Genomic DNA, 24,916 nt, shown 5'->3' with positions numbered 1-24,916 from the left:
AAGGGCGAGATTCTCGTGCTGAAAAACACGATGAACACGATGGTGGACCAGCTCGGCAACTTCGCGTCCGAAGTCACCCGCGTCGCCCGCGAGGTCGGGACCGAGGGCAAGCTCGGCGTGCAGGCGGACGTCAAGGACGTCTCGGGCATGTGGAAGGACTTGACCGATACGGTCAACTACATGGCGAGCAACTTGACCATCCAGATGCGCAACATCGCCGGCGTCACGACGGCGGTCGCGAACGGCGATCTGTCCAAGAAGATCACCGTCGACGTCAAAGGCGAACTGCTTGAGCTGAAAAACACGATCAATACGATGGTGGACCAGCTCAATTCGTTTGCGTCCGAGGTTACGCGCGTGGCGCGGGAGGTCGGCACGGACGGCAAGCTCGGCGGACAGGCCCAGGTGCGCGGCGTCGGCGGCATCTGGAAGGACTTGACCGACAACGTTAATATTATGGCCGCCAACCTGACCGACCAGGTGCGCGGCATCGCCAAGGTCGTGACCGCGGTCGCGAACGGCAACCTGAAGCTGAAGTTGACCGTGGACGCGAAGGGCGAGATCGCGGAGCTGACCGAGACGATCAACAACATGACCGATACGCTCGCGATCTTCGCCGACCAGGTCACGACCGTGTCCAGGGAGGTCGGCGCGGAAGGGAAGCTGGGCGGACAGGCGAGCGTGCCGGGCGCCGCCGGCACCTGGCGCGATCTGACCGACAACGTCAACTACATGGCGAGCACGCTAACGACGCAGGTGCGCGCGATCACGAACGTCGCCACCGCGGTGACGAACGGCGACTTGTCGCGGACGATCGATGTCGCGGCGGCCGGCGAAGTCGAGACGCTGAAGGACAACATCAACGAGATGATCCGCAATCTCAAGGAGACGACACGGATCAATACCGAGCAGGACTGGCTGAAGACGAATCTCGCGAAAATCTCGAGGCTCATGCAAGGGCAACGGGATCTGTACGCCGTCTGCCGCATGATCCTGTCGGAGCTAGCCCCGCTCGTCTCCATGCAGCACGGCGTCTTCTATATGAACGAAGTCGTGAACGGACAGTCCGTCCTGAAGCTGTTCGCGAGCTATGCGTTCCACAACCGCAAGCATCTCTCGAACGAATTCCGCGCGGGCGAAGGCCTCGTCGGCCAATGCCTGATCGAGAAGCAGCGGATTTTGCTGACCAATGTGCCCGGCGATTACGTGGTGATCACATCCGCGCTCGGTGAAGCCACGCCGCTCAACATCGTGCTGCTGCCGATCATTTTCGAAGAGCAGGTGCTTGCGGTACTGGAGCTGGCTTCGTTCAGGGCGTTCAGCGAGATCGATATCGCACTGCTGGATCAGCTGACGGATTCGATCGGCATCGTCATCAATACGATGCAGGCGAACCGGCGAACCGAAGAGCTGCTCATTCAGTCCCAGTCGCTGACCGAGGAGCTGCAGAAGCAGCAGCTCGAGCTGCAGAACACGAACGAGGAGCTGGAGGACAAAGCCAAGCTGCTCGTCATCCAGAAGGCCGAGGTCGAGAGCAAAAACAACGAGGTAGAAGTCGCAAGGCGATTCCTCGAGGAAAAGGCCGAGCAGCTGGCGCTCACGTCCCGGTACAAGTCCGAGTTTCTGGCGAACATGTCGCACGAGCTTCGCACGCCGCTCAATTCGCTGCTGCTGCTCGCCGAGCAGCTGGCGGAAAATCTGGACGGCAATCTGGCCGAGCATCAGGTGAAGTTTGCCAAGACGATCCAGGAATCCGGTCACGAGCTGCTGAATCTGATCAACGATATATTGGATCTGTCTAAGATCGAATCGGGAACGGTATCGGCCGAGTACAGCGAGCTGAACATCAGGGAGTTGACGGACGGGCTCGACCGGTCCTTCCGCCATATGGTGGACGAGCGCCTGCTGTCGTTCCGCATCAAGGTCGAACCCGAGGTGCCGACGCGCATCGTGAGCGATCAGAAGCGGTTGCAGCAAATATTGAAAAACCTGCTCTCCAACGCCTTCAAGTTCACGGAAAAAGGGGAGATCATGCTCCGCGTGCGCAAGGCGACGGAAGGCTGGAGCGAGAGCGCGGATCGGCTGAACCGGGCGGCCTCGGTGCTTTGCTTTACCGTAAGCGACACGGGCATCGGCATTCCGAAGGACAAGCAGCAGATCATCTTCGAGGCATTCCAGCAAGCGGACGGCAGCACGAACCGGGTATACGGCGGCACCGGCCTGGGGCTGACGATCTCTACCGAGATTGCGGAGATGCTCGGCGGGGAGATCACCCTGTTCAGCGAACCGGGCAGCGGCAGCGTGTTCAACTTGTATTTGCCGATCGACGTCTGGGACGTTCAGCCCGAACCGAAGCCGAGGCATGTGCCCGAGGTCATCGACGTGTCTCCGCCTAAGCGGATCCGGCTGACTCCGCCGACGCAAGGGGAGGAGCTCCGGGACGATCGTGACGATATCGAACCGGGCGATCCCGTCTTCCTGATCGTCGAGGACGATCTGAAGTTCTGCGAGATCGTTCAGGATGCGCTGAGCCGCAAAGGCATCAAGACGGTGATCACGTCCAAAGGGCTTCAGGCGTTGGAGCTGGCTAAAAAATACAACCCGATGGCGATCACGCTGGATCTCCATTTGAGCGACACCGACGGCTGGCTCGTGCTGGAGCATCTGAAAAACGATATGTCGGTCCGCCACATTCCGGTATGCGTCATCACCGTGGACGAAGACAAGACGGAGCTGCTGCGCAAAGGCGTTTACGATTATCTGTGCAAGCCCGTCACCAACGACGAGCTCGATCTGGCGCTTGAGAGTCTGAACGCATTCGCGTCGCGCGGGGAGCGTCAGCTGCTCGCCGTCGTGAAGTCTCCCGAACGGAGGAAGCAGATCGTCGACTCGCTCGCGGGCGGCACGCTCAAGATAACCGCGGTGGACACGGCGCGCAAGGCGCTCAACCAGATCGGCGTGAAGCCGTTCGACTGCGTCGTGACGGAAGGCGAGCTGTCCGATATGCCGATGCCCAAGTTCCTGCGCGAGATTCAGAAGAAGTCGGCGGGCAGGCGCATCCCGATCGTCGTGGAAGGCGGCCTCAAGCTGAGCGGGGAAGAGCAGGAGGAATGGGAGGAAATATTAAAGTCCTCCGTCGTGAAGGAAGCGCGCACGGCCGTTCAACTGATGGACGAGACGACGCTGTTCCTGCATCGGAGATCCGACGAGCTCCCGGCGGGATCGCGAGAGGCGCTTGAACGGATCTACCAATCCGACGAAGCGATTCAATCGCGCAAGGTGCTCGTCGTGGACGACGCCGTGCGCAACATCTTCGCGCTGACGACGATTCTGGAGCGCCACCAGATGACTGTGCTGCCGGCGGAGAACGGCCAGGCGGCGATCGACATCCTGGAGACGACGCCGGACGTCAGCATTGTGCTGATGGACATTATGATGCCGGTCATGGACGGCTACGAGACGACCCGCGCGATTCGGGCAAACCCGGCGTTTGCGGAGCTGCCGATCATCGCGCTGACGGCGAAGGCCATGAAGGGCGACAGGGAGCTGTGCCTCGAGGCGGGTGCCTCCGACTATATCACCAAGCCGGTCAACAGCGCGCAGCTGCTGGCGATGATGCGGAGCTGGCTGGATCGCGGCGACGACAGCTAAGCAGGCGAGTGGCGGATGTAAGGAGCTAATGCAGGAAAAGAAGCAGGGACGTTCCCCGATTCATCGGACCGATGAAGGGAGGCGTTCCTGCTTTTTTGCGCGTCTATAAGCCTGCCGCTTGGCTGGCGACTGCCTAAGCCGAACGCACCAGAAGACGACACGACCTGCCAGCGGGAACGGATACATGCGGGAATACGTTGAATGACAACGCATGGAAAGGGAGAAGACGCGTTTTCGCACGCTTCGTCGACAAAGGAAATGCAAATATTCGTTGACGAATTGACATGTTTTTCAGGGAGCCGTCTGTACAATCTATCCTATATTCACGATTCGCTCGTCCTTCATCAAAAGAAGAGAGGTGCAGTTATGCGTGGAGATAAGAAGCGGTTCCCCCTTGTCGTACTGATCGTCGCGACGTTATTTGCAACGCTTGGCCTGACCTCGCTCGCAGCCATGCAGGACCCGGCCCCGCTCGCCGTAGCGGCTCCGATCTCGAAGCCGTCGCTCCCCTCTGAAGCGGCCGATACCGAGCCCGAAAGCCAGCCTCTGCCGCAACCGCTAGCTTTGCCTGTCCTTCCTCTCCCGGCTACGATAAATCTGTCCTACCAGCACGGCCCGTCCTTAGCCAATCCCAACGAACTGCCCGCAGACGATCGAAAAAAGCCGCTTAAATTTACGCTAGACGAAGAGCTCGGTTCGAAGCCGGAGAGCACGGTTGACGGCAAAGACGAAAAGAACGGCCCGGAGGCCCCGAAGAAGATCCAGCAAGCGCCGGCGGCCGATATATACGAAGTAACGGCTTATTATTTGAACGTGCGCGCCAACCCTTACAACGGCTCCAAGGTGCTGCGCGTCGTAGAGCGGGGCGCACGCCTGGAGGTAGCTGCAGTTACGGAAAAGGGCTGGCTTCGTCTAAGCGAGGGCGGCTACGTTCATGGCGGCTACGCTTCAAAGATCGATCCGCTCGAGACGACAGCCGGCCGCAACCCGGGAGATCCCCCGCCTGCTCCGAAGAAGGATCCTGCGCCGCCGCTGTCCCGGCAGCAGACCGAGCAGAGCGGGGCAAGCTCCGCACAATCGGAAGGCGCGAATGAAGCCCTCCAGGATCCGCCAAGTCCGAGCAATCGCGTCCAGTCCGACTCTGGCTTGACCGAAGCGCATATAGCGAGGCTGTTCAAAGGGACGGCGCTCGCCGGACACGGCATCGAGGATGTCGTCCTGGAGATCGAGGAGGAATACGGCATCAATGCCTTGTTCACGATCGCGGTCATGAAGCTCGAGAGCGGCAACGGGAAGAGCAAGCTGTCCCGCACCAAAAACAATTTATTTGGCTTGAACGCGACGTCCGGAGATCCGAACAATAAAGCGTTCAGCTTCAAGACGAAGGCCGATTCGGTGCGCAAGTTCGGGCAATTGCTGTCGGACAAATACGTGGACAAAGGCTTGACGACCATCGATAAAGTCGCCGCCAAATATTGCCCGGCGAGCTCAAGCTGGGCCGGAAAGGTCAAAGGAATCATGAAAAGCGATTACCGAAAATTGTAGCCATACGGTATAATGGCATTAGCGTCAGACTGTCGAAGATTCGACAGTCTTTTTCTTAATTCATCAAGATGTTTGAGGATAGGCCAATCGGGGTATAGACAGTCCGTGAAGACTTGAAACAGATCGGCGGACATGCGAAAGGGGTAAACGCGATGTCGGGCTTGCCGCAGTCCTTGCACAGCATGGGGGAACAATGGTTTGAATTGTCGCGTCACGGGGTCGGAATCGCGAATGCCGCCGGCAGATGGGTCGTTGTCAACGACGCGATGGCGAGCTTGTTGGGATTCGATAAAAACGTTCTTCAGGGCGCTCCCGTCGAAGCGCTGTTCGATTCGGCCGGACAGGAGCGAGCGGAAGGACCGGGAGCGACGAGACCGGCTTTGGGCGAAATATTCAGCGTTGCGCTCAAGAACAGCGGCGGCAAGCCGGTCAGGTTCGAGGCGTCCGCAGCGACGATTGAGGCTGAGGTCGGAGGGGAAACGCTTACGCTTTGGCAATTTTACAAGTCGCAGGAGGCTGACCGCCGTACCGAGGACGAGCTCGAGGCGCTCCGGGAACGGCAGCGTATTATCGGCGAAAACATCGTCGATCTCTATTACATATGCGATCACGAGGGGCGCATTCTCGAAGTGTCGCCGAATGCTTATGGTCTGCTCGGCTATCGGCAGGACGAGCTCGCCGGCTCGGACGAAAGCATTCTTTTTGATCCGGAAGATCTGCAATGCTATACAAGCCAGTGTCCAAAGACAGATGAGCTAAAGGAATACAGGCTGAGACGCAAAGACGGCAAAACGCGCTGGTTCGAAGTCGGCGTCAAGCAGATCGAGGGAAAAAGCGGGAAGCCGTTCAAGTTGTTCGTCGGCCGCGAGATCTCGGCGCGCAAAAAGCATGAGAGCATGTTCGCGGAAGCCGAACGGATCGCGGCGATCGGCAGTTGGGAGTGGGAGTCGGCGAGCGGACGGTTCTCCCATTCCGCGAATTTGGCCCGTATCTACGAGAATGCCGCCGATCGCCCGGCGAGCGAGGCGTTGACGCTGTCCAATCTCGTCGCCGCCGAGGATCGCGCGGACTTCGCGGAGCTGGCGAAGGAAGTCGCGAAGGGCGGAGAGATCAGCTTCGAAACGCGGCTGCCGCTGCAGGACACGACGGTCAGGTACTTGCACGTCCGGGGCACCGCCGTCTATTCGGAGCTTGGAGATGCATCCGGTCTCGTCGGCTCCGTGCAGGACATCACCGACCGCAAGCTCGTCGAGCTTAAGCTGCAAGAGAGCGTCGAAAGGTACACGTCGCTCAAAAAATACAATCACGATGCCGTCGTCTCCATCGACCTGGAAGGACGCGTCATCAATGCCAATCAGGTCGCGCAAGATTTGACCGGCTATACGGTAAGCGAGATGATCGGTTATCCGATCGCCAGCTTCACGGGCTGGCGGCGCTTCGCTCCACTTCGCGGCAACGTCGTCGCCTCGGAGGCGGAGATTCGCCAGAACGACAAAATTACGCACAAGGACGGCAGCACGCGCGAAGTGCTGACGACGCTCGCGCCGATCATCATTCACGGCGAAAACGTCGGCTACTATTTGATCATCAAAGACATTACCGAACAAAAAAAGCTGCTGATCGAAAAGGAAAGCGCCGAATCGACGAACAAGGCGAAAAGCGAGTTTCTCGCGATGATGAGCCATGAGATCCGCACGCCGATGAACGGCATCATCGGCATGACGGACCTGCTGCTCGACTTCGACAATCTGACCGAGACGCAGCGCAGCTACCTGAACGTCGTCCGCAAGAGCGGAGAGACGCTGCTCGCGATCATCGGCGAGATTCTGGATTTTTCCAAGATCGATTCGGGCAAGACGGAGCTATCGTTGGATACGTTCGACGTGCGCGCCAGCGTATCCGAAGCGGTCGACATCGTCTCGGCCAGGGCGAGGGACAAGGGGCTTCGGATCGAGGTGTCGGTCGATCGCGACGTTCCCGGTCATGCCGTCGGCGATGCCAGCAGGTTAAAGCAAATCTTGATGAACCTGCTCAGCAACGCCGTCAAATTTACGACGTCGGGAGGCGTGTACGTGAATGTCGTGCGGACAGCGGCCGAGCGGGGCAAGCTCGGGCTTAAGTTCACGGTGAAGGATACGGGGATCGGCATTCCGAAGGAAAAGGCGTCCAATCTTTTCCAGCCCTTTTACCAGATCGACAATCAGTATACGAGAGAAACGGAAGGAACGGGATTGGGACTTGCGATCAGCAAAAAGCTTGCCGTGCTGATGGGCGGCGACATCTGGCTCGAGCAGCAGGAGGAGCAGGGCGCCGCGTTCTCGTTCACGGTCTCGCTCGAGCCCGCGGTTGCGCCCGACCGATCGGCCGTTCAGCCGACGGGGGAACCGGAGGAGGGGGCGCCCCGCCCGCTGCGGATTCTCGTCGCCGAGGACAACAAGATCAATCAGCTTGTCATGCAAAAAATTCTCGAAAAGCTCGGCCATCGCGTCCTGATCGCCGCGCACGGCAACGAAGCGGTAGAGGCGGCGACGCGCGAGGCGTTCGACCTGATTTTCATGGAGGTGCAGATGCCGGGCGTCGACGGCATCGAGGCGACGCGGATGATTCGCGAACGCCTGTCGGCCAAGACGTGTCCGATCATCGTAGCGGTTACGGCGAACGCGCTCAAGGGAGATCGGGAGCGCTTCATGGCCGCGGGAATGGACGAATATATGAGCAAACCGATTTACTCGAGCCTGGTCAAGGAAATGATCGGCAAATTTTTCGGACGATAATCCTTAAGACAAGAAAGAAGCGATTCCGTTGACTGAGGACCGCAAGCCGCCGTTCCACCCCGTGCTGTCCGCCTGGTTCGCCTCGTCCTTCGGAGAGCCGACCGACGTACAGCAAAAAGCCTGGGCTTCGATCGCGCAGGGAAAGCATACGCTCATCGCGGCGCCGACCGGATCCGGCAAAACGCTGGCGGCGTTGCTGCCCTGTCTCGATCGCATCGCGAGCGCCGGCGGGGACGGCAAGCGGGCGTCTGTCCTGCGCACGCTGTACGTGACGCCGCTGAAGGCGCTGAACAACGATATACATCATCACGTGACGGGCTTCGCGCAGCAGCTGGACGCCTGGGCGGCCGAGCGGGGAGAGCGTTGGCCGGGCATCCGGAGCGAGGTTCGTACCGGGGATACGACGCAAGCAAAGCGGGCGGCCATGCTGCGCCGCCCGCCGGATCTGCTGGTCACGACGCCGGAGTCGTTCTATTTGCTGCTCACTTCGGCCAAAGGCCGGGACATGCTGTCAACCGTCGAGCAGGGCATCGTGGACGAGATCCACGGTCTGGCCGCGGACAAGCGCGGCGCGCTTCTGTCGCTGTCGCTCGAACGGCTCGCCGCCCTGTGCGGCCGTCCGGTCCAGCGGATCGGCGTGTCAGCAACGCAGAAGCCGCTGTCTCGCGTCGCGCAGTTTCTCGGCGGCTGGGAGGAGACGCCGGAGCGGGACAGCGGCGAGGGCGCGATGCGGCCCCGCCCGGTGGAGATCGTCGAGAGCGGCATGACGAAGCGGCTGAGCGTCAAGGTGACTGTGCCCGAGCCGTCCGCGCCTGGGGCGGGACGCGAAGCCGTCTGGAAGCCGCTGCTCGACCGGATCATGGAAGCGATGGCGGACAGCCGATCCGTGCTGCTGTTCGTGAACAGCAGGCGGCTCTCCGAGCGGCTGACGCTGCGCCTGAACGACCATGTCGGCTACGAGATGGCGCGGTCCCATCACGGCAGCCTGGCGCGCGAGCGCCGTCTCGAAGCCGAGCGTCTGCTCAAGAACGGCGAGCTGCGCTGCATCGTGGCGACATCTTCGCTCGAGCTTGGCATTGATATCGGCCATATCGACCTCGTCATTCAGATCGATACGCCGCTCGCAGCCGACCGCGGCATTCAGCGGATCGGCCGCGCGGGGCATGGCGTGGGCGAGGAGAGCCGGGGACTCATGATCATGCGGACCAAGGCGCTCCTGCCCGAGGCCGCCGTGCTGAGCCGGCTCGTCTCGCGGCGCGAGATCGAGGATATCGAGATCCCGTACGGGCCGATGGACGTGCTGTCGCAGCAGACGACGGCCATCGTGTCCATGGACGACTGGCGTCTGGACGATCTGCTGCGCCTCGTCAGGCGCAGCGACAGCTATCGGGGATACGACGAACGGCGGTTCAAGGACATGCTGAAGGTGCTGTCCGGGTTTTATCCTTTTTTCAGGCCGCTGCTCGATTGGGACGCGCGCACGGATGTCCTGACGGCGAGAGCGGTCGGCCGGGCAGCCGCCGTGCGCGGGGCGGGCACGATTCCGCAAAGCGGCGGCTACCCGGTTCATCATATGGACAGCAGGGCGCATCTGGGCGAGCTCGACGAGGAGTTCATCCAGGAGAGCCGGGTCGGCGACGTCTTCCAGCTCGGCGCGGGCTCGTGGATGATCCGCGAGATCAAAAACGACCGCGTGTACGTCGCCGAAGCGGCGAACCGGTTCAGCGAGGTGCCCTTCTGGCGCAACGAAGCGGGCGGGCGATCGTACGAGCTCGGCGAGAAGATCGGCGCGTTCTGGCGGGAGATCGCCGGTCGTCTCGGCCTTGATGAGGATTCGTTTGACGCCGATGCCGCGGATGCGGAAGAGGCGCGCGCGTTCGACGGCGAGACTACCGTTTGGCTGCGCGATGAATTCGGCCTGGACGCCGCCGCGGCGGAATCCTTGATCGGCCATATTCGCGCCCAGCGTCGGGCCAGCGCCTTGCCGACCGACAAGCGAATCGTCGTCGAGCACTACCGCGACGTGATGAACCAGACGCATATGGTCATCCACAACTTTTTCGGGCGCAGCGTGAACCGGGCCTGGCTGCTGGCGCTCGAGCGGCAGTTCGAGCTGCTCATGCCTTACCGGCTGTACGGCAACGCCAAGGACAACGGCATCGAGATCGTGCTGCCGGAGTGGGACGCCTCCTGGCTGCGAATCTTGAGCCAGGTGACGACGTCCAACGTCGAGTCGCTGCTGTCCGAGGCGGTGACGGGCTCGCCGCTGCTCGCGGTCGCCTTCCGCAAGATCGCGGAGACGTCGCTGCTGCTCGCCCGCAGCTTCACGCGCACGCCGATGTGGCAAAAGAGGCTGCGCAGCGAAGAGCTGCTCCGCAAGGCGCTCCCGTACGGCGCGCAGTTCCCATACCTGGGCGAAGCGATGCGCGAGGCGCTTCACGAGTATTTAAGCTTCGGCGAGCTGCGCCGCATGCTGGAGGCCGTCGACGAGGGCCGCCTTGAGATCGTCGTCCGCGAGACGCCCCATCCTTCGCCGCTCGCCTCCCAGTTCATGGCCGACTACGTCAACATGCGTATCTATGAAGGGGACGGCCTGGACGAATCGACGCGGCGCCAAATTTTACAGATCAATCAGGAGCTGGCCCGCGATTTGTTCGGCGGGGACAAGGCCGGCCAGGCGATAGCCGAGGAAGCGCTGACGCAAATGGAGGCGAGCCTGTCGTCGCAGGCGCGCGAGCCCGACGGTCCGGCGGATCTGCTCGCGCTGCTCAAGACGAGAGGCGACCTGACGGCCGGCGAGATCGTCAAAGCCGCGGGCGAGCGCAGTCTTGCCTGGCTGAGCGAGCTTGAGGATCGCGGCGCCGTCGCCGCGATCCGCTTGCCAGGCGACGAAGAGCCGCGTTATATCGCGGCCGACGAAGCGGAGTTGTACGCGCGCTTCCCTGACGACCCGGCTTCGGCCCTGTTTATCCTGGGACGCTACGCGGATCATCGGATGTCCTTCACCGAGGCGGATCTCGTCCTGCGTTATCCGCAGCTGGACCTGACGAAGGCGGCCGATGCCGTCCGCCTGCTGCTCGAGCGGGAGTTGATCCGGCGCGCGCCGCACGCCTCCGGCGAGGACGAGCGGCTGTGGACGAGCGTGCAGGTCGCCTCCAAGCTCGTCCGCTGGTCGGTGCGGCAGGCGAGATCCCAGGCAGAGCCGGCGGACGCGATACGCTGGTGCAGCCAGATCGCGCTGCTCCAGCATGCCCTGCCGGGCTCACAGATGCAGGGCGGAGAAGGCTTGCTCGCCGCGATCGGCAAGCTGCAGGGCATCTTCCTCCCGCTGTCGCATTGGGAGACGCTGATCTTGCCGGCGCGCGTGCAGGGCTACCGCAAGGAGGACTTGGACCTGCTGTGCGCGACGGGCGAGGTGCTGTGGATCGGCCGGCGGGAGGAGGAAGAACGGGAAGGCAAGATCGCTTTTTTCCTCGCGGAAGACAAGGCGCTGTACGAGCCGTACGCGGAAGCCGCGCTGCGTCAGGAAGCGAATTCGCGTCACCCGCGCCTGGCGAAGATCGTGCGGGAGGGTGGGGCGAGCTTCCTCACGAAGCTGTCCAGGGAGACCGACACCCGACCGTCCGAGCTGCTGCCTGCGCTGATCGACCTGGCTTGGGAGGGGCTCGTCTCCAACGACCAATTCGCGCCGCTTCGGCTCCATGCCGATCCCGCGGGCGCCAGGCGTCACGCGCAAGGCCGGACGGGCTCGGGACTTGGCAGATGGTATGCCGTGTCGAGTCTGCTTGAAGCGGCCGGTCATGACGATGACGACATAGATGACGACGAAGCCGTGCGCCCATCCGGCAGCGATCCCGCCGCACAGACGCAATCTCCGGTGCTCGCCTGGACGAAGCATTTGCTCGATACGTACGGAATGGTCAATCGGGAGCTGGTCTCAAAGGTATCCCCGTATCCGTGGGACGTTCTGCAGGGCGTGCTCAGACAGCTGGAGGTTTGGGGGCTGGTAACGCGCGGAGCCTTTATCCGCGGACTCGACGCTTTGCAGTTCGCCACGCCGGCGTTCCGCGATGCCGTCAAGCGACCCGCGAGCGGCGGCGAAGGACAGCTGGCCGTCCTGTCGGCTGCGGATCCGGCCAATCCCTTCGGCCTGATTGCGGACTGGCCGGCCGGATCGAAAGGCGTGTCGTTCGCACGCAAGCCGGGCAATTTTCTGCTGCTCGACGGGGACAAGTGGCTCTATTGGATCGAAAACAACGGCAAACGCGTGTTCAGCCTGGCGCCGGAAGCGGACGACCTGAAGTCGCGCGGCCGGACGGACCGCCTCCAGGCCGCCTTTCAGACGATTATCCGGCGTCAGAAGCTGGTCAAGCTGAAGCTGGATCAGTGGAACGGCAAGGCGGCCGCCGATACCGAGGCAGGACGCGCGCTGCTGTCCGAAGGGGCTGAGAGACAGATGCGTTCGCTCGTGCTGTGGCTAAAAACTTGACGGCGGGCGGCAAAAAATGAAAGTTGCTTCATATCATGGTATATCATGCGGATCGAGCAAAAGGGCGCCGCGCATGCTGTTCCTTCCATCGAAAGGTGTGGTATGTACGTATGAAAATCGACTATGTGGACGTCCTCTCAAAAGTGTCGGATAAACTGTACCAATCGGGCATAGATGTCATGCAGACGGCCAGCAGGCTGATTCCGGCCAATACGTTCTGCATCGCCAATCTCGATCGCGTGAACACGCTAGTCCTTAACGCCTTCAACCGGGACAAGGTGATCCTGACGGAAGGGCTGGTCGTGGCCAACGAGGAATCGTATTGCGCATTGGTCACGGAAAAGGCAAAGGGACCGCTCGTCATCGAAAATAACATGACTCATCCGCTCACCAAGGACATGCCGGCGACGCAGTTTGTCGGCGGCTGCTCCTTCTTGGGCGTGCCGGTGCTGACGCCAAACGGGCAAATTTTCGGTTCCCTGTGCGCGTTCGACGACCGATATTATCGCTTCGAGGAACGCGACGTAGAGCTGCTGCTGTCGTTGTCCCGCTTCTTCACAGACGTGCTGGCGCTGGACGAATCCGTCGCGCAGCTGCAAACGGCGCAGGCGCAGGCGATGCGCGCACTCGAAGAGAAGGACAATCTGCTTGCCGTGCTAAGCCACGAGATCCGTACGCCGATGAACGGCGGGCTCGGGATGGCCCATCTGCTCCGTTCAACGGAGCTTACGGAGGAGCAACGCAACTACGTATCGGTCATCGAGGATTGTGGAGAAGGGCTGATGGAGATGCTGAACCAGATCCTGGAGCACGCCAAGATCGCATCGGGAAAAATGAGCCTGGAATCCGAGCCCTTTAACCTGGAGGAATGCGCGGAGCAGGTTATGCAGATCCATTCGTTCGAGGCAGGGAAAAAGGGGATCGATCTCCGCCTGTCCATCGACGACAAGCTGCTCGGCAACTATGAGGGAGACAGTCTGAAGCTCAGGCAGATCCTCATTAATCTAGTCAGTAATGCCGTTAAATTCACGGAGCAAGGGGAAGTCTCGCTGACGATCGAGCGAGCGGACCGACCGGTCCGGGACGACACGGTATGGTTATCGTTCAGCGTATGCGACACGGGGATGGGCATCGCGCCGGAACGCCGGGATCAGCTGTTCCGCTCCTTTTCCCAGGTTCACGATAAATCGATCAAATGCAATTATGGCGGCATCGGGCTCGGTCTGTCGATCTGCCGCCAATACGCAGAGCTGATGGACGGCACGATCGAGCTGACGGACTCGGGCCCGGGCGGCTCCTGCTTTACGCTCACCGTTCCGCTTCGTATGCAGCATGGCTGCCATGCCTCAAATGCCGTTTAGGCGCGCAAGTACGACCGAAGCCGTGCCCGCGCGCCATGGCGCATTCCTTGTGAAGGCGAGGAATCGCCTTACCCCCACTTGATGCCGGTCTTAAAGCCCGCGCCGTGACCCGCGGCCTGGCCGCCGAGCTGAACGCCTGCGCCTTGCGGGCCGACATGCGCGCCAGCCTCCAGACCGACGCCATACTTGCCGCCGACATGGCCGCCGGCATTTGCCTCCAGGCCTGCATTCGTGCTCAATTGACCTTTCGCGTGTAGACCTGCGCCGTACTGGCCGCCGAGCTGCGCGCCGCCCTGCAGGGAAGCGACCTGGCCGCCGCCGATTTGGGCGCCGGCCTGGATGCCGGCGCCGTAAGGCCCCGCCAGCTGCCCGCCGATATTCGCGTGAATGCCGTGACCGCCGCCGACGCCCCCGCCCGCTTGAACGCCAACGCCGTTATGGCCGCCTAAATAAGCGCCCGTATGGACGCCCGCCCCGTAGCCTCCCCCATAGTAGCCCTGCGTATGGATGCCCGCCTCGAGCGGCCCCAGATTGCTCTGCGCCTGAAAGCCCGCATGATGCGCTCCGCTGCCTGGACCGGTCTGCTCCGGCGGAAGCACCGGCACCGGCAGCTGTTCGAGACCGGGATAAGGCGCGAGCGGCTGATACGATTCGGCGTAATAAGGACGCGAAGGATAGCTCGCCGCATAAGAGAGGCCCGGATATCCATAATAATCGGGTGCGGAGCCATTAAAGGATGGAACGTAACTGTAACCGTAACCGAAGCCTTGACCGATCGAGCCCCGCGGATGGATGTACATGGCGCCAACCTCCATTTTCTTCTATGATGGGTTAGCCTATTCCGCGAATGCCGCCAAGGACACTTGCCCGGTTAAAAATGGGCACCCCCCGGTCATGTAGCAGGTGCGGCCGGACGGGGTAAGGGACAGCATAGGCGTCCAAGAACGGCCGCCACGAAGGGAGGATCCGCGATGCCCGCATCGATCGCCGATGTCACGCAATGGCTCGAATCGCAGACGGACAACGAACTCATCATTACCAAGCACGAGGACGACGATGTCGACGAGACCGTCATTCGGCTCGCCCGCATCGAACGCAAAGGAGAGCGGAGCGATGCGCTCGACGACTATACGAACGGGGCCGCCCTGGTGCTCCGGGGGAACGGAACCGTCCTCACGGAAGGCCGGGAAGAGCCGCTGCCGTCGGATGCGTTCGAGATTCCGCTGGAAGGGCTCAGCCTGACGGAAACGGCCGACGGTGCCGCCCTGATCGTGACGGAGCGTGCCCGGTATTCGATCAAGGTTCGAGCATAAAAAAAGAAAAACGCCCGCAGCCGTGAAGGCCGCGGGCGTTTTGTGCGATTAGAAGGGCCGGTCGGACGATCAATCTCCCGTTTCGATGGCGCTTTTTCCGCCAAGCACGATGACGCCGCCGCCTACGAACATGCATACGATCAGAATAATGGCATAGACCATTGCCAACACCTCCGGTTTTGGTTACCCTTATCGTAACTTAAACTTACCCGGTACGGGTACCGACGAATTCGTGACAAGATCGGGGAGCCGGACGTGCGCGGACACGCCCGGAGCATGCGGCATGTCTCGATTCGCGGCTTGGAGGTATGCAAATGACGGTCCATATCGCGCTGCTGCGCGGCATCAATGTCGGCGGCAACAATAAAGTTAAGATGGCGGAGCTGAAGTCCGCTTGCGAGCGGCTCGGGCTCGAGGACGTGCGCACCTATATCCAAAGCGGCAATATCGTCTTTCGATCCGACCTGTCACAGGAGAAGATTCGCGACAGACTGGAGGCGCTGCTGCAGGATGAATTCGGCGTCAAAAAGGCGACGGTGCTGCTGCGCACGAACGACGAGCTGCAGCGGCTGCTGCGCGACTGCCCGTTTACCGAAGCGCAAATCGCGGACGCCAGCCAGCTGTACGTGAATCTGCTGGACAAGCCGCTGGACGATGCGCAGATCGCCCGAATCGGGGAGCTGTCCGCGGAGGGCGAACTGTGCGTCATCGGGGATCGGGCGACCTATTTGCTGCTGAAGCCGAGCATCCTGGATTCCGCCTTCGCGATACTTTTTCAAAAAATGAAGCTGACGCTGACCTCCCGCAACTGGAACACGATGAACAAGCTGGCAGCGCTGGCCGCGCAGACGGAAGTTTAAACGCGCTGCCGGATTAAGGCTGTCTCTCGATGACGCTGTCCACGATGCCGTACGCGACCGCTTCTTCGGCGCTCATGAACGTGTCGCGGTCCATGTCCTTTTCCACCCGTTCGAGCGGCTGTCCCGTCCGGTCGGCGGTGATGCGGTTCAGTCTTTCCCTGATATTCAGAATGCGCTTCGCGCTGATGGCGATGTCGCTTGCCTGGCCCTGCACGCCGCCGTGCGGCTGGTGGATCATGATCTCGCTGTTCGGCAGCGCGAAGCGCTTGCCCCGCTCGCCCGACAGCAGCAGGATCGCCGCGAACGAAGCGGCCATGCCGGTGCAGATCGTATGAACCTCGGGCCGGATGAATTGCATCGTGTCGTAAATCGCCATGCCCGCCGTCGTCGACCCGCCGGGGCTGTTAATGTACATGCTGATCGGTTTGTCGGAATCCTCCGCCGCCAGGAACAGCATCTGCGCGACGATCGAATTAGCGATCGTATCGTCGATCGCCGCGCCAAGGAAGACGATACGGTCTCTCAGCAGTCTGGAATAAATGTCGTACGAGCGCTCGCCGCGCGCCGTCTGGTCGATCACATAGGGAATGTAGCCGTTCATTGCGAATTCCTCCCGCCTGGTGGTGTGGTCGTTCGATTCGGTAATCGTCCGCCCGAGCCGAAAGGATACGGCGTGCCGGAATTTTGGGATCGCGTATCTTTTTTGCCTTGTCGTTCGTTTGCTTGAATAAACGGGCTGTCAATATTTGAAGCCCAGTGTGGAACTGCGAGAGGAGGAAGTGCAAATGATCGATTCTGTCGCGAACGTGGAGCGGTTGTCCGCCAGTCTGGGACGGTACAGCCTGTCGCTCGTTCGGTCAAAGTCCACGGCGGAGGACCTGGCCCAGGAGAGCTGGAGCCGCGCGCTGCCCGCGCTGCGTGAGAACGGCGGCCACGCCAACCCGGAGGCGCTACTCATGCGCGTCGCGAGAAATGTATGGATCGACGGCTTGCGCCGCGATGCGCGCAAGGCGAAGCTGTTAAAGGAGACGCAGGCGGAGGAGGCCTCGACCGATCGCCCGCTGCTTGCGCTCGAGCTCGCGCCGGTGTTCGCCGCGTTAAACGCGTTTTTGCCTAAACTGCAGCGGACGGTTTTCTTGCTGCGCGACGTCCTCGGCTATTCGATCAGGGAAACCTCGCTTCGGCTCGGCACGACGGAGGGCGCGGTCAAAGCCGCGCATGTGCGTGCGCGCAGGTCACTGGCGTTCGTACGCGACGCACTCCTGCGGGAGGATGGGCCGGAGCTGCCGGCGGACGCCGACGAGCGGGTCGAAGCGCATCTGATGGCCGATGCGTATGCAAGAGGAGATATCGGCACGCTGGTGGCGCTGGCCAACGGGGAAGCGCGCATGCAGGCGAGACAGCTGCCCGTGCGAGGCGCCGCGTCGCGTCGGCTGGGAAGCGACCGGTCGCAGGCGCCCGAAGCGGTGTTGTCGGCGGCGGGAGCCTGGCTGCAGGCCGCTTAGTGAACGGGAAACGAACAATAACGAGAAACTTGATCGTCGAACAGCCGGAGTGCGTGCATCCCATCGGGTGCGGACGCTTCCGGCTTTTTCTCGTTGAACTATTTTTGCTGCGCGACCTAAAGTTTACCTAAAACTCACTTTCCACGGATTGACAGCGAAGGTGTATGAAGGTCATAATACACTCATAGTGTATGAACCACTTAGTACACACACTCCACGACAAGGCGAGGCAGAGTGATGGATAAACACGGCGGCTGGATGGAGACGGCGTTCAATACGCGCGATCCGGTATACCTGCAGGTTGTCCGGCTGTTCAAGGAACGAATCGTCACGGGTAGGCTGGCGGCGGGAGAGGCGATCCCTTCCAGACGGGAGATCGCAGCGCTGCTTAAGATGAACCCGAATACGGCACAGCGAGCATACAAGGAAATGGAGGAACAAGGCTTGATCGTCACGGAAGGCAATTCGCCCAGCCGAATCACGAGGGACGAAGACGTGCTGCGCAGCATCCGGTCGGAGCTGCTGGGCGAAGCGGTAAGAACGTTCGTCGGCTCGATTCGCAATATGCAGGTGCCGTTCCCCGAGATCGTGGCATTGGTGAAGGAAGAATACGAAGCGGACGCCAACAGCCGGGATCAGCAGCCGGGAGGTGACGGCGCATGATTCGGATCGAGAACGCGCACAAGCGCTACCGCTGGCGCAAGGTGCTGGACGGCGTCACCTTTTCCGCGGAGAAGGGGCAGATCACCTGTCTCGTCGGCATGAACGGTGCAGGCAAGTCGACGCTGCTGAAGGCGATCATGGGCCTTACGCCGTTGTCCAAAGGAACCATTCGCATCGACGGCGTCGGCTCGAAGCGGGAGCTGTACGAGAAAATCTCGTTTATCCCGGACCATGCGGCGATGCCGGGCGGCTTCAGGCTCGAAGAGGGGCTTCGGTTTATGGCGGACTACTACAAGAGCTGGAACGAATCTCGTGCCCAGGAGCTGATGACGTTTTTCCGACTGAATCCGCGCGATCGTCTCGGCAACCTGTCCAAAGGGACGGCGGCCAAGTACGCGCTTGTGCTCGGTCTGGCTGCCGACACGGAGTTCGTGCTGATGGACGAGCCGTTTTCCGGTATCGACGTATTCAGCCGGGAGATGATCGGCGACGTCTTCTCCAGCCGACTGATCGAGGACCGGGGCGTGCTGGTGACGACGCACGAGATCGACGAGGTCGAGCATTTGCTCGATCGGGCCGTGCTGCTGAAGGACGGGAAGGTCGCCCGCGACATCGATTGCGAGCAGGTACGGGACGAACAGGGGAAGTCCGTGCTCGACGTGATGCGGGAGGTGTATCGGGCATGAGCCATTACTTCAAGCTGCTGGCGATGGAGGTTCGAAGATTCAGATATTTGCTGGCCGGCATGATGCTGTACTCGCTTGTCGTGGAGTGCGTGGCCGTCGCGATAGACATCCACAACTACGCCAATCGCTACGGCGTAAAGGAAGGAACACGTGAACCGGGCGTCCTGCCGCAGCCCTACTCGTTCGCCGATGTCATCGGCAATACCCAGCGGGGATTCGCGCTCGGGATATTTATTCCAGTGGCCGCTTTAGTCGCCTATGTGCTCGTGATTTGGTACAGAGACTGGTCCGGGCGCCATCCGTTCGCTTTCCGCCAATTGATGATACCGGGCGGACGCATCCCGCTTTACTTTGCCAAGCTGACCGCCATTTTTTTGTTCGTCTTTTCGATGCTGGCCTGGCAGCTGGTCGCGATGGCGATTTTGAAGCTCGAATATGCAATGGTCACGCCCGAGTGGTTGGAGGGGCCGAGCCGGTTTACCGACGCCATGTATGCAAGCGAGATTTTTAAGCTGCTGCTGCCGCTGCATTTCAGTCAGTTTCTGATCAACTACGGCATGGGCTTCCTTGGCGTGCTGCTCATGTTCGCCGGCATTTTGCTGGAGCGCAGCTACCGGATTCGCGGCATCGTATTGGCGGCGCTTTACTTGGCGCTTAATATTACGTTGCTCGTTCTGGCTTGGATGACCAACGAGCTTTCATTTTACCCGTCGGAAACGGTAGCCGTCTGTTTGACGATTTTCGGATTGGAGGTCGCTGGAGCGATATGGCTGAGCTTAATGCTGATCACCCGCAAAATATCCGCGTAACGCGATGGGAACGGTTCAGGTACGCATGGGTGGGCGCGCTCGCCTTACTTTCAGTCGTCGCGCTTGGCGTTTATTACGGCTATGCGTCCGACGAACGGCTGCCGAGCTTTCACCTCGAGACGGTGGAGGGAGATTCTTCGATCGGTTCGGAGATTCGACTGGACGGCAGCTATGGCGGACGAAAAGGCAACCGGTCGATGCAAGTCGATGCCGAAGGTACGCGCTATACGGACGCGAACAGGGTAGGACGATTGTTCATTTTGCCTTTTTCCAAAACATACACCGCATCAACGGAAGCGCTCATCAAGGCGCATCGCGAATTTATGCGGGGCAAGGAATACGGAACGTTCGAGCAGAACGAAGACAAACTGATCTATGCCGAGCTTGTCCATAAAGAAGGCCGGGCCATCTTAAAGCTGTCTGTACTGAACAAAAAAACCGAGAAGTCGGAGAACTATTCCTGGCAAGCGGGTTCTTGGAAGCAGCGGGAGCAAGTTTATATTGCCGATATGCAGATTGAAGGCGAACTTGCGCATCTTCTGATTATACGCTCTACAGCAACGCTCTCTAACGAATCGATCGCCCCGCAGCTATTCGACTACGTGTTCGAACTGTCCGCCGGCAAGCTGGTCGATACCCGAGAGATTCGATTGCCCGTTCAAGCCGGATACGACGTTTCGGTGGCTAATCGGGGTACGAACGCGGATTCTGTGCATGCCGTTATTTTCACATCCAGAGTAAAGGGAACGTCCACGGCAGCCGGAGGCGCCAGTTCTCAGCCAGCCGCTTCCACGGAGGCGCCGATTATCGAATATAAACCGTTTATTTATAATTATAGAGACGGAAGCGTAAAATCGCTCGATTTGGCTATTCCGGACAATATGACGCATACGAACTATTACGTCGACGGCGACAAATTGTACGGTGTGACGGTAGACGGCAATCCGGTCAGTTGGCGGGGGGAAAGCTTCAATATTGTAGAGACCGACCTCTTGACGCAAGCCCAGACCGCTGCGTATACGCTTAATGCCTCGGACTACGGCGGTGAAGAGATTCTTGCACCGAGATTCAAGGACGGCAAGTTTTACTTCATCGTTTCCGGCGCGCAAGCGAAAGAATCTATCGGGAGGGCTTCGACGAAAGTAGTCGTCGTAGAAGCCGGCACCGGTAAAGCGGTGTACGAAGGCCAGGTCGCCTACGAAGGTCCGAGCAACGAGGCGGCGTCTGAACTGAGCCAGACCGTACTGCTTAATCTGGAGCTGCGATCGTGAAGCGCCGCGTCGACATCCTCCGCAGTCTGGAGGTCGAAGCTTACCGGATGGCATATTATTTGCTAGAGGCGGAGGAGCCGGCCTGCGAAGCGGCCAAGCGGGCGCTGCTTGGGCTCCACGGCGAGGCTGAGCTTGCCCGAGCGACGCCGGAGGAGCGTCGCGCATTGCTGAAGCGCTTCGTTATGCGCGAAGCGATCTCGGGCTTCGGACAAGCGACGGCGAGAGCGAACTAGCGAGAGGCATGCAGGCGTAGAGAAGGACGTGTCCGACAGCGGACACGTCCTTTTAACGTTTGCGGCGCGTTCTTTTGGCGGTGCGCGAACCGCCGGCTTTGCGCGCGGCGGGGATGCGACCGAGCGCCCGCGCGTACCGCATCACTTTGCGATGCGTGGACTTATCCTTCAAATGTCGGAAAAGATACGGGTCCGGGGACGTATTCAGCTCGATGATCCACGGACGAAGCCGGGTATCAAGACCGATGTCGGCGCCGACCATGTTGATCCTGGGGTAGGCCCTTGCCAGTGCCCGCGCGGAACGAAGACCGAGCGCTCTTAATCTATCTTCGGTGCGCCTCGCGCCGGCAACGCCTAATTTAAGCCGAAGCAGCCGGCTCAGCGCGACGGGCGTGCCGCCCGCATGATAGTTGGTGATAGCTTTGCCTCGCATGGCCACTCTTGCGATGACCCCGGTCGGCTCCCAGGCGCCGGCCGGATTTTTTTGAACCATGACGCGAATATCGAAGCGCCTGCCGTTCGTCTTGAGCAGATGCACGCCGCGCTGCGCGAGATAAGGACGGTGCCGCTTCGTCCGCATAATATGCTCGTAAAGCTGGCCGACGGACGCGAAGCGCTTTTTGCCGAGCCCGGCATGGCAGCTGTACGGCAGCCAACGGTCAGGCGACCGTTCGATCCGCATCACGCCGCTGCCGAACGTGCCGGAGACCGGCTTCACGTAGATCATGCCGTACCGGTCAAGCATTTTCGCAAATGTCGTCCGGTTCATCCTCCGGGTATCGGGGACGTGCGCGGCGACGCCCGGATCCCTTGCCACAGCGATCGTCTTCGCCCATTTGTTCGCAATATGCACGCCTTTACGGTTGATCAAAGCGTTTCCCCCCGTTCGCCATACCATATGTTCGTCCGCCGGCGTCCGACACGGACAGGAGTTGGAAGATTCACGTCCCGCCGGCTCCGGTTAATGAATGATACGGGTTCATTCACGGCAACAATGCAAAGGGGGAAGACGCGATGCAAACGATATGGAAGGGCGCGGTCAGCTTCGGATTGGTCAACGTGCCGGTCAAAATGTTCACGGCTACGCAGGACAACGATCTGCAGATGCGCATGCTGCACAAAAAGCTTAACGTGCCGATTCAATACCACAGAACGTGTCCGAAGTGCGAGGAAGAAGTGAAGTGGAGCGATATCGTCAAAGGCTACGAATACGAGCCCGGTCATTTCGTGATGTTCGACAAGGAGGAGCTCGAGGAGATCGCCTCCGAGACTTCGCGCGAGATTCGCATTCTCGACTTCGTCGACCTGGAGGAGATCGATCCGATCTATTATCAGAAAACGTATTATCTCGCGCCTGAAAGCAACGGCACGCACGCCTATAATTTGCTCGTACAGGCGCTGCTCGATACCCGCAAGATCGGCATCGCCAACGTGAGCATCCGCTCGCGCAGCAGCCTGGCGGCGATCCGCATCGTGGACGGCGTCCTCTCCATGTCGACGATGTTCTATGCGGAGGAGATTCGCAGCAAAAAGGAAATACCGAACCTGCCGGAGGAGACGAAGGCGGACGAACGCGAGCTGCAAATGGCACGCATGCTGATCGAGCAGCTCAGCGCGCCCTTCGAACCGGAGAAGTACGAGGATGTCTATAAGGAAAGGCTGATGGACGCGATCGAAGACAAGGTCAAGGGCAAGGAAGTCAAGTTCGCGCCGGAAGAGAAGAAGACGAACGTCATCGATCTGATGGAAGCGCTAAAGGCGAGCTTGAAGCAGGCCGGGCCGGACAAGGGCCAACCGGGCGAAGCGGCCGAGGATGAAGGAGAAAGGAAAGGAACGAAAAAGCCCGTACGCAAGCGGAGCGCCGCCAAAGCCGAAAAGGACGAGCCGAAAACGAAAAAGGGAAAATCGGAGGCGCCGGCTTCCAAGGCAAGGACGAAAAAAACAGGGAGTTGACCGATGGAGCCATTCACGCCAATGTCTCCCGTCGCGGAGGAACGCATGCCGACGGGAAGCGCCTGGATACATCAGCTGAAATGGGACGGCTACCGCCTCATCGCCGAAGTGGAGGGCGAGCGCGTCCGGCTGTATTCCAAACGCATGCTGCTGCAAAACGATTCCTACCCCGAGCTGACGGCGGCGCTTGCCGGCCGTCCGGGGCATTACATACTCGACGGAGAAGCGGTCATCCTGGACCCTCGTACCGCCAAGCCGAGCTTTCAGCTTATGCAGCAGCGTGGCAAGCTGATCGGCGATCGGCTGATCGAGGCTTCGGCGAGGCGGCATCCCGTGCAATACATTTTGTTCGACCTATTGTCGGCGGACGGTGAGGACCTTCGGCGGCTTCCGTATACGGAGCGAAGGGAGCGGCTGCTTTCCCTGACGCAGGGGTGGCAGTCGCCTTTTTACGTGGCGGACGAGTTCGAGGACGGCGAATCGCTGTGGCGCTGGGTCGAAGCGAACGGCTGGGAAGGTGTCGTGAGCAAAAAGAAGGCGTCGGCCTACAAGGAAGGCAAGGAGCATCATGACTGGATCAAGCGGAAAACCGTTCATCATATGGACGTCGATATCGTCGGTATCATCTGGAAGGATGGACGCGTCTCCAGTCTTGTCATGCGCAAAGGCGATCGCTACATGGGCCGCGTATCGTCCGGCCTGAACGAGAAGGCGAAGTCGGCGCTTCGCCGGCTGCCCGCCGGCCGATCCCGCGCCGACTATTGGGACGCCACGCCCGAAGGGCTGCGCGGCGCGGACGTGCGGTGGCTCGATACGCCGCTTGCGGGAAGAGTGAGCGGCAGAGAGATGACGGATGCGGGCTTGCTGCGTCATCCCAAATTGATCGATCTGGAGGGGATACCGCTATGAGCGCGTCGGAGAGCTATTCGATCGAGGTCGAAGGCTGCGAGATCAAGGTGACGAATCCGGACAAGCTGCTCTGGCCCGAAGCCGGCATCCGCAAAGCGATGTATTTGCAAAAGCTCGTCGCCTTGTCTCCTTACTTGCTTCCTTATTGCAAAAACCGTTATATGACGGCGATCCGTTACCCCGACGGCGCGGGAGGCAAAGCTTTTTACCAGAAAAACGCGCCGCAGCCGCTGCCGGCATTCGTGCGAACGGCGGTCAGGGACGAGGTGCGCTACATCGTGGCCGATTCGCTCCCGACCTTGCTGTGGATGGGCAATCTCGCCGCGCTCGAGTTCCATCCTTCGTTCGAATACGTCGGCGGCGAGGAGCCGGCCGAATGGGTGCTCGACATCGATCCGAGCGAATCGCTCCGCGATCGGCTGATGGAGGCGGTTGCGCTCATCGGCGAAGCGCTTGAAGGCATGGGCATCGCGTCCGTGCCCAAGACGAGCGGCGCCACGGGCGTGCAGATCGTCATCCCGATCCGACCCGGCTACAGCTTCGGGGAGCTGCGCAAGGCAGGGGGCTTCGTAGGCCGTTATTTGTCCGAAAAGTATCCGGAGCTGTTCACGATCGAGCGGCTGATCAAAAATCGGCATAACCGGATTTACGTCGATTATGTACAGCATGCCGCGGGTAAAAGCCTGTCCGCTCCTTACACGCCGCGCGGTCGTCCGGAAGCGACCGTATCGACGCCGCTTTCGTGGGAGGAAGTGAAAAAAAACGTCGATCCGCGCGAATTTAACCTGCACACGATCGAAGCGAGGCTGGCGGAAAAAGGCGACTTGATCGCGAACACGCCGCAGCAGTCGCTGGAGGCGATTTTGCAGTTTTTAAATTAAAGACAGGCGCCGT

General features: G+C 60.5%; 20 protein-coding genes and 1 pseudogene. 17 read left to right on the top strand and 4 right to left on the bottom strand.

Annotation, left to right across the window (positions count from 1 at the left end; all coding sequences use genetic code 11):
- The 4 genes and pseudogenes from KVT38_RS24780 to KVT38_RS35620 form a co-directional block, all read left to right on the top strand.
- Positions 1-3,651 (top strand): response regulator (locus KVT38_RS24780; RefSeq protein WP_217596426.1); only part of this gene is annotated, 3,651 nt, incomplete at its 5' end.
- Between the two features lie 366 nt (positions 3,652-4,017).
- Positions 4,018-5,196, top strand: coding sequence for a glucosaminidase domain-containing protein (locus KVT38_RS24775; protein ID WP_217596425.1), 1,179 nt, complete (start codon positions 4,018-4,020; stop codon positions 5,194-5,196).
- A 152-nt stretch (positions 5,197-5,348) separates the two neighbouring features.
- Positions 5,349-7,970 carry a PAS domain S-box protein gene (locus tag KVT38_RS24770; protein ID WP_217596424.1) on the top strand — a complete coding sequence of 874 codons (2,622 nt, stop codon included), beginning with the start codon at positions 5,349-5,351 and terminating at the stop codon, positions 7,968-7,970.
- A 61-nt stretch (positions 7,971-8,031) separates the two neighbouring features.
- Positions 8,032-10,500 (top strand): annotated as a pseudogene (locus tag KVT38_RS35620) (DEAD/DEAH box helicase); the annotation flags it as partial.
- A gap of 90 nt (positions 10,501-10,590) precedes the next feature.
- On the opposite strand, the gene KVT38_RS35615 reads toward KVT38_RS35620, so the two are convergent.
- Positions 10,591-11,079 (bottom strand): hypothetical protein, encoded by a 489-nt coding sequence (locus tag KVT38_RS35615; RefSeq protein WP_483298189.1) that lies wholly within the window; start codon positions 11,077-11,079, stop codon positions 10,591-10,593.
- Here KVT38_RS35615 and KVT38_RS35890 point away from each other — a divergent pair.
- Complete coding sequence (locus KVT38_RS35890) at positions 10,966-12,459, top strand: Lhr family ATP-dependent helicase (protein ID WP_483298188.1); 1,494 nt, start codon at positions 10,966-10,968, stop codon at positions 12,457-12,459. The genes KVT38_RS35615 and KVT38_RS35890 overlap by 114 nt on opposite strands.
- A gap of 110 nt (positions 12,460-12,569) precedes the next feature.
- Entirely contained in the window at positions 12,570-13,820 is a 1,251-nt protein-coding gene (locus KVT38_RS24760; RefSeq protein WP_217596422.1) for a GAF domain-containing sensor histidine kinase, read from the top strand.
- Positions 13,821-13,888: 68 nt separating this feature from the next.
- On the opposite strand, the gene KVT38_RS24755 is transcribed toward KVT38_RS24760, so the two are convergent.
- Positions 13,889-14,620: a hypothetical protein gene (locus tag KVT38_RS24755; protein WP_217596421.1), complete on the bottom strand. Its 732-nt coding sequence runs from the start codon at positions 14,618-14,620 to the stop codon at positions 13,889-13,891.
- Between the two features lie 171 nt (positions 14,621-14,791).
- On the opposite strand from KVT38_RS24755, the gene ymzB reads away from it, so the two are divergent.
- Positions 14,792-15,133 carry a protein YmzB gene (ymzB, locus tag KVT38_RS24750; protein ID WP_217596420.1) on the top strand — a complete coding sequence of 114 codons (342 nt, stop codon included), beginning with the start codon at positions 14,792-14,794 and terminating at the stop codon, positions 15,131-15,133.
- 314 nt (positions 15,134-15,447) lie between these two features.
- Entirely contained in the window at positions 15,448-15,993 is a 546-nt protein-coding gene (locus KVT38_RS24745; RefSeq protein ID WP_217596419.1) for a DUF1697 domain-containing protein, read from the top strand.
- A 13-nt stretch (positions 15,994-16,006) separates the two neighbouring features.
- Here KVT38_RS24745 and clpP read toward each other — a convergent pair whose 3' ends face one another.
- Positions 16,007-16,594 (bottom strand): ATP-dependent Clp endopeptidase proteolytic subunit ClpP, encoded by a 588-nt coding sequence (gene clpP, locus KVT38_RS24740; protein ID WP_217596418.1) that lies wholly within the window; start codon positions 16,592-16,594, stop codon positions 16,007-16,009.
- A 184-nt stretch (positions 16,595-16,778) separates the two neighbouring features.
- Between clpP and KVT38_RS24735 the strand changes: the two genes are divergently transcribed.
- The 6 genes from KVT38_RS24735 (at position 16,779) to KVT38_RS24710 (ending at position 21,160) form a co-directional block, all read left to right on the top strand.
- Positions 16,779-17,498 (top strand): RNA polymerase sigma factor, encoded by a 720-nt coding sequence (locus KVT38_RS24735; protein ID WP_217596417.1) that lies wholly within the window; start codon positions 16,779-16,781, stop codon positions 17,496-17,498.
- 258 nt (positions 17,499-17,756) lie between these two features.
- Entirely contained in the window at positions 17,757-18,161 is a 405-nt protein-coding gene (locus tag KVT38_RS24730) for a GntR family transcriptional regulator (RefSeq protein WP_217596431.1), read from the top strand.
- Positions 18,158-18,847 (top strand): ABC transporter ATP-binding protein, encoded by a 690-nt coding sequence (locus KVT38_RS24725; RefSeq protein ID WP_217596416.1) that lies wholly within the window; start codon positions 18,158-18,160, stop codon positions 18,845-18,847. The genes KVT38_RS24730 and KVT38_RS24725 overlap by 4 nt, the downstream gene beginning before the upstream one ends.
- Positions 18,844-19,656: a hypothetical protein gene (locus tag KVT38_RS24720; protein WP_217596415.1), complete on the top strand. Its 813-nt coding sequence runs from the start codon at positions 18,844-18,846 to the stop codon at positions 19,654-19,656. Before KVT38_RS24725 ends, KVT38_RS24720 begins: the two co-directional genes overlap by 4 nt.
- Entirely contained in the window at positions 19,614-20,927 is a 1,314-nt protein-coding gene (locus KVT38_RS24715; RefSeq protein ID WP_217596414.1) for a hypothetical protein, read from the top strand. The genes KVT38_RS24720 and KVT38_RS24715 overlap by 43 nt, the downstream gene beginning before the upstream one ends.
- The gene (locus KVT38_RS24710; RefSeq protein ID WP_217596413.1) at positions 20,924-21,160 is read left to right on the top strand and encodes a hypothetical protein; all 237 of its coding nucleotides are present in this window, start codon (positions 20,924-20,926) and stop codon (positions 21,158-21,160) included. Before KVT38_RS24715 ends, KVT38_RS24710 begins: the two co-directional genes overlap by 4 nt.
- A 52-nt stretch (positions 21,161-21,212) precedes the next feature.
- Here KVT38_RS24710 and KVT38_RS24705 read toward each other — a convergent pair whose 3' ends face one another.
- Complete coding sequence (locus tag KVT38_RS24705; protein ID WP_254639528.1) at positions 21,213-22,031, bottom strand: YheC/YheD family protein; 819 nt, start codon at positions 22,029-22,031, stop codon at positions 21,213-21,215.
- Between the two features lie 143 nt (positions 22,032-22,174).
- Here KVT38_RS24705 and ku point away from each other — a divergent pair, with 143 nt between their 5' ends.
- From ku to ligD, 3 genes are read left to right on the top strand one after another with little or no spacing between them, the layout of a single operon-like run.
- Positions 22,175-23,113 carry a non-homologous end joining protein Ku gene (ku, locus tag KVT38_RS24700; protein ID WP_217596411.1) on the top strand — a complete coding sequence of 313 codons (939 nt, stop codon included), beginning with the start codon at positions 22,175-22,177 and terminating at the stop codon, positions 23,111-23,113.
- Between the two features lie 3 nt (positions 23,114-23,116).
- A complete protein-coding gene (locus KVT38_RS24695; RefSeq protein WP_217596410.1) occupies positions 23,117-24,022 on the top strand; it encodes an ATP-dependent DNA ligase in 906 nt (301 codons plus the stop codon).
- The gene (ligD, locus tag KVT38_RS24690) at positions 24,019-24,903 is read left to right on the top strand and encodes a non-homologous end-joining DNA ligase (protein WP_217596409.1); all 885 of its coding nucleotides are present in this window, start codon (positions 24,019-24,021) and stop codon (positions 24,901-24,903) included. Before KVT38_RS24695 ends, ligD begins: the two co-directional genes overlap by 4 nt.
- The last annotated feature ends 13 nt before the right edge of the window (positions 24,904-24,916 follow it).

This window comes from Cohnella sp. GbtcB17 (assembly GCF_019091135.1).
Taxonomy (GTDB): Bacteria; Bacillota; Bacilli; order Paenibacillales; family Paenibacillaceae; genus Cohnella.
This window is presented reverse-complemented; position numbering and strand designations above follow the sequence as displayed.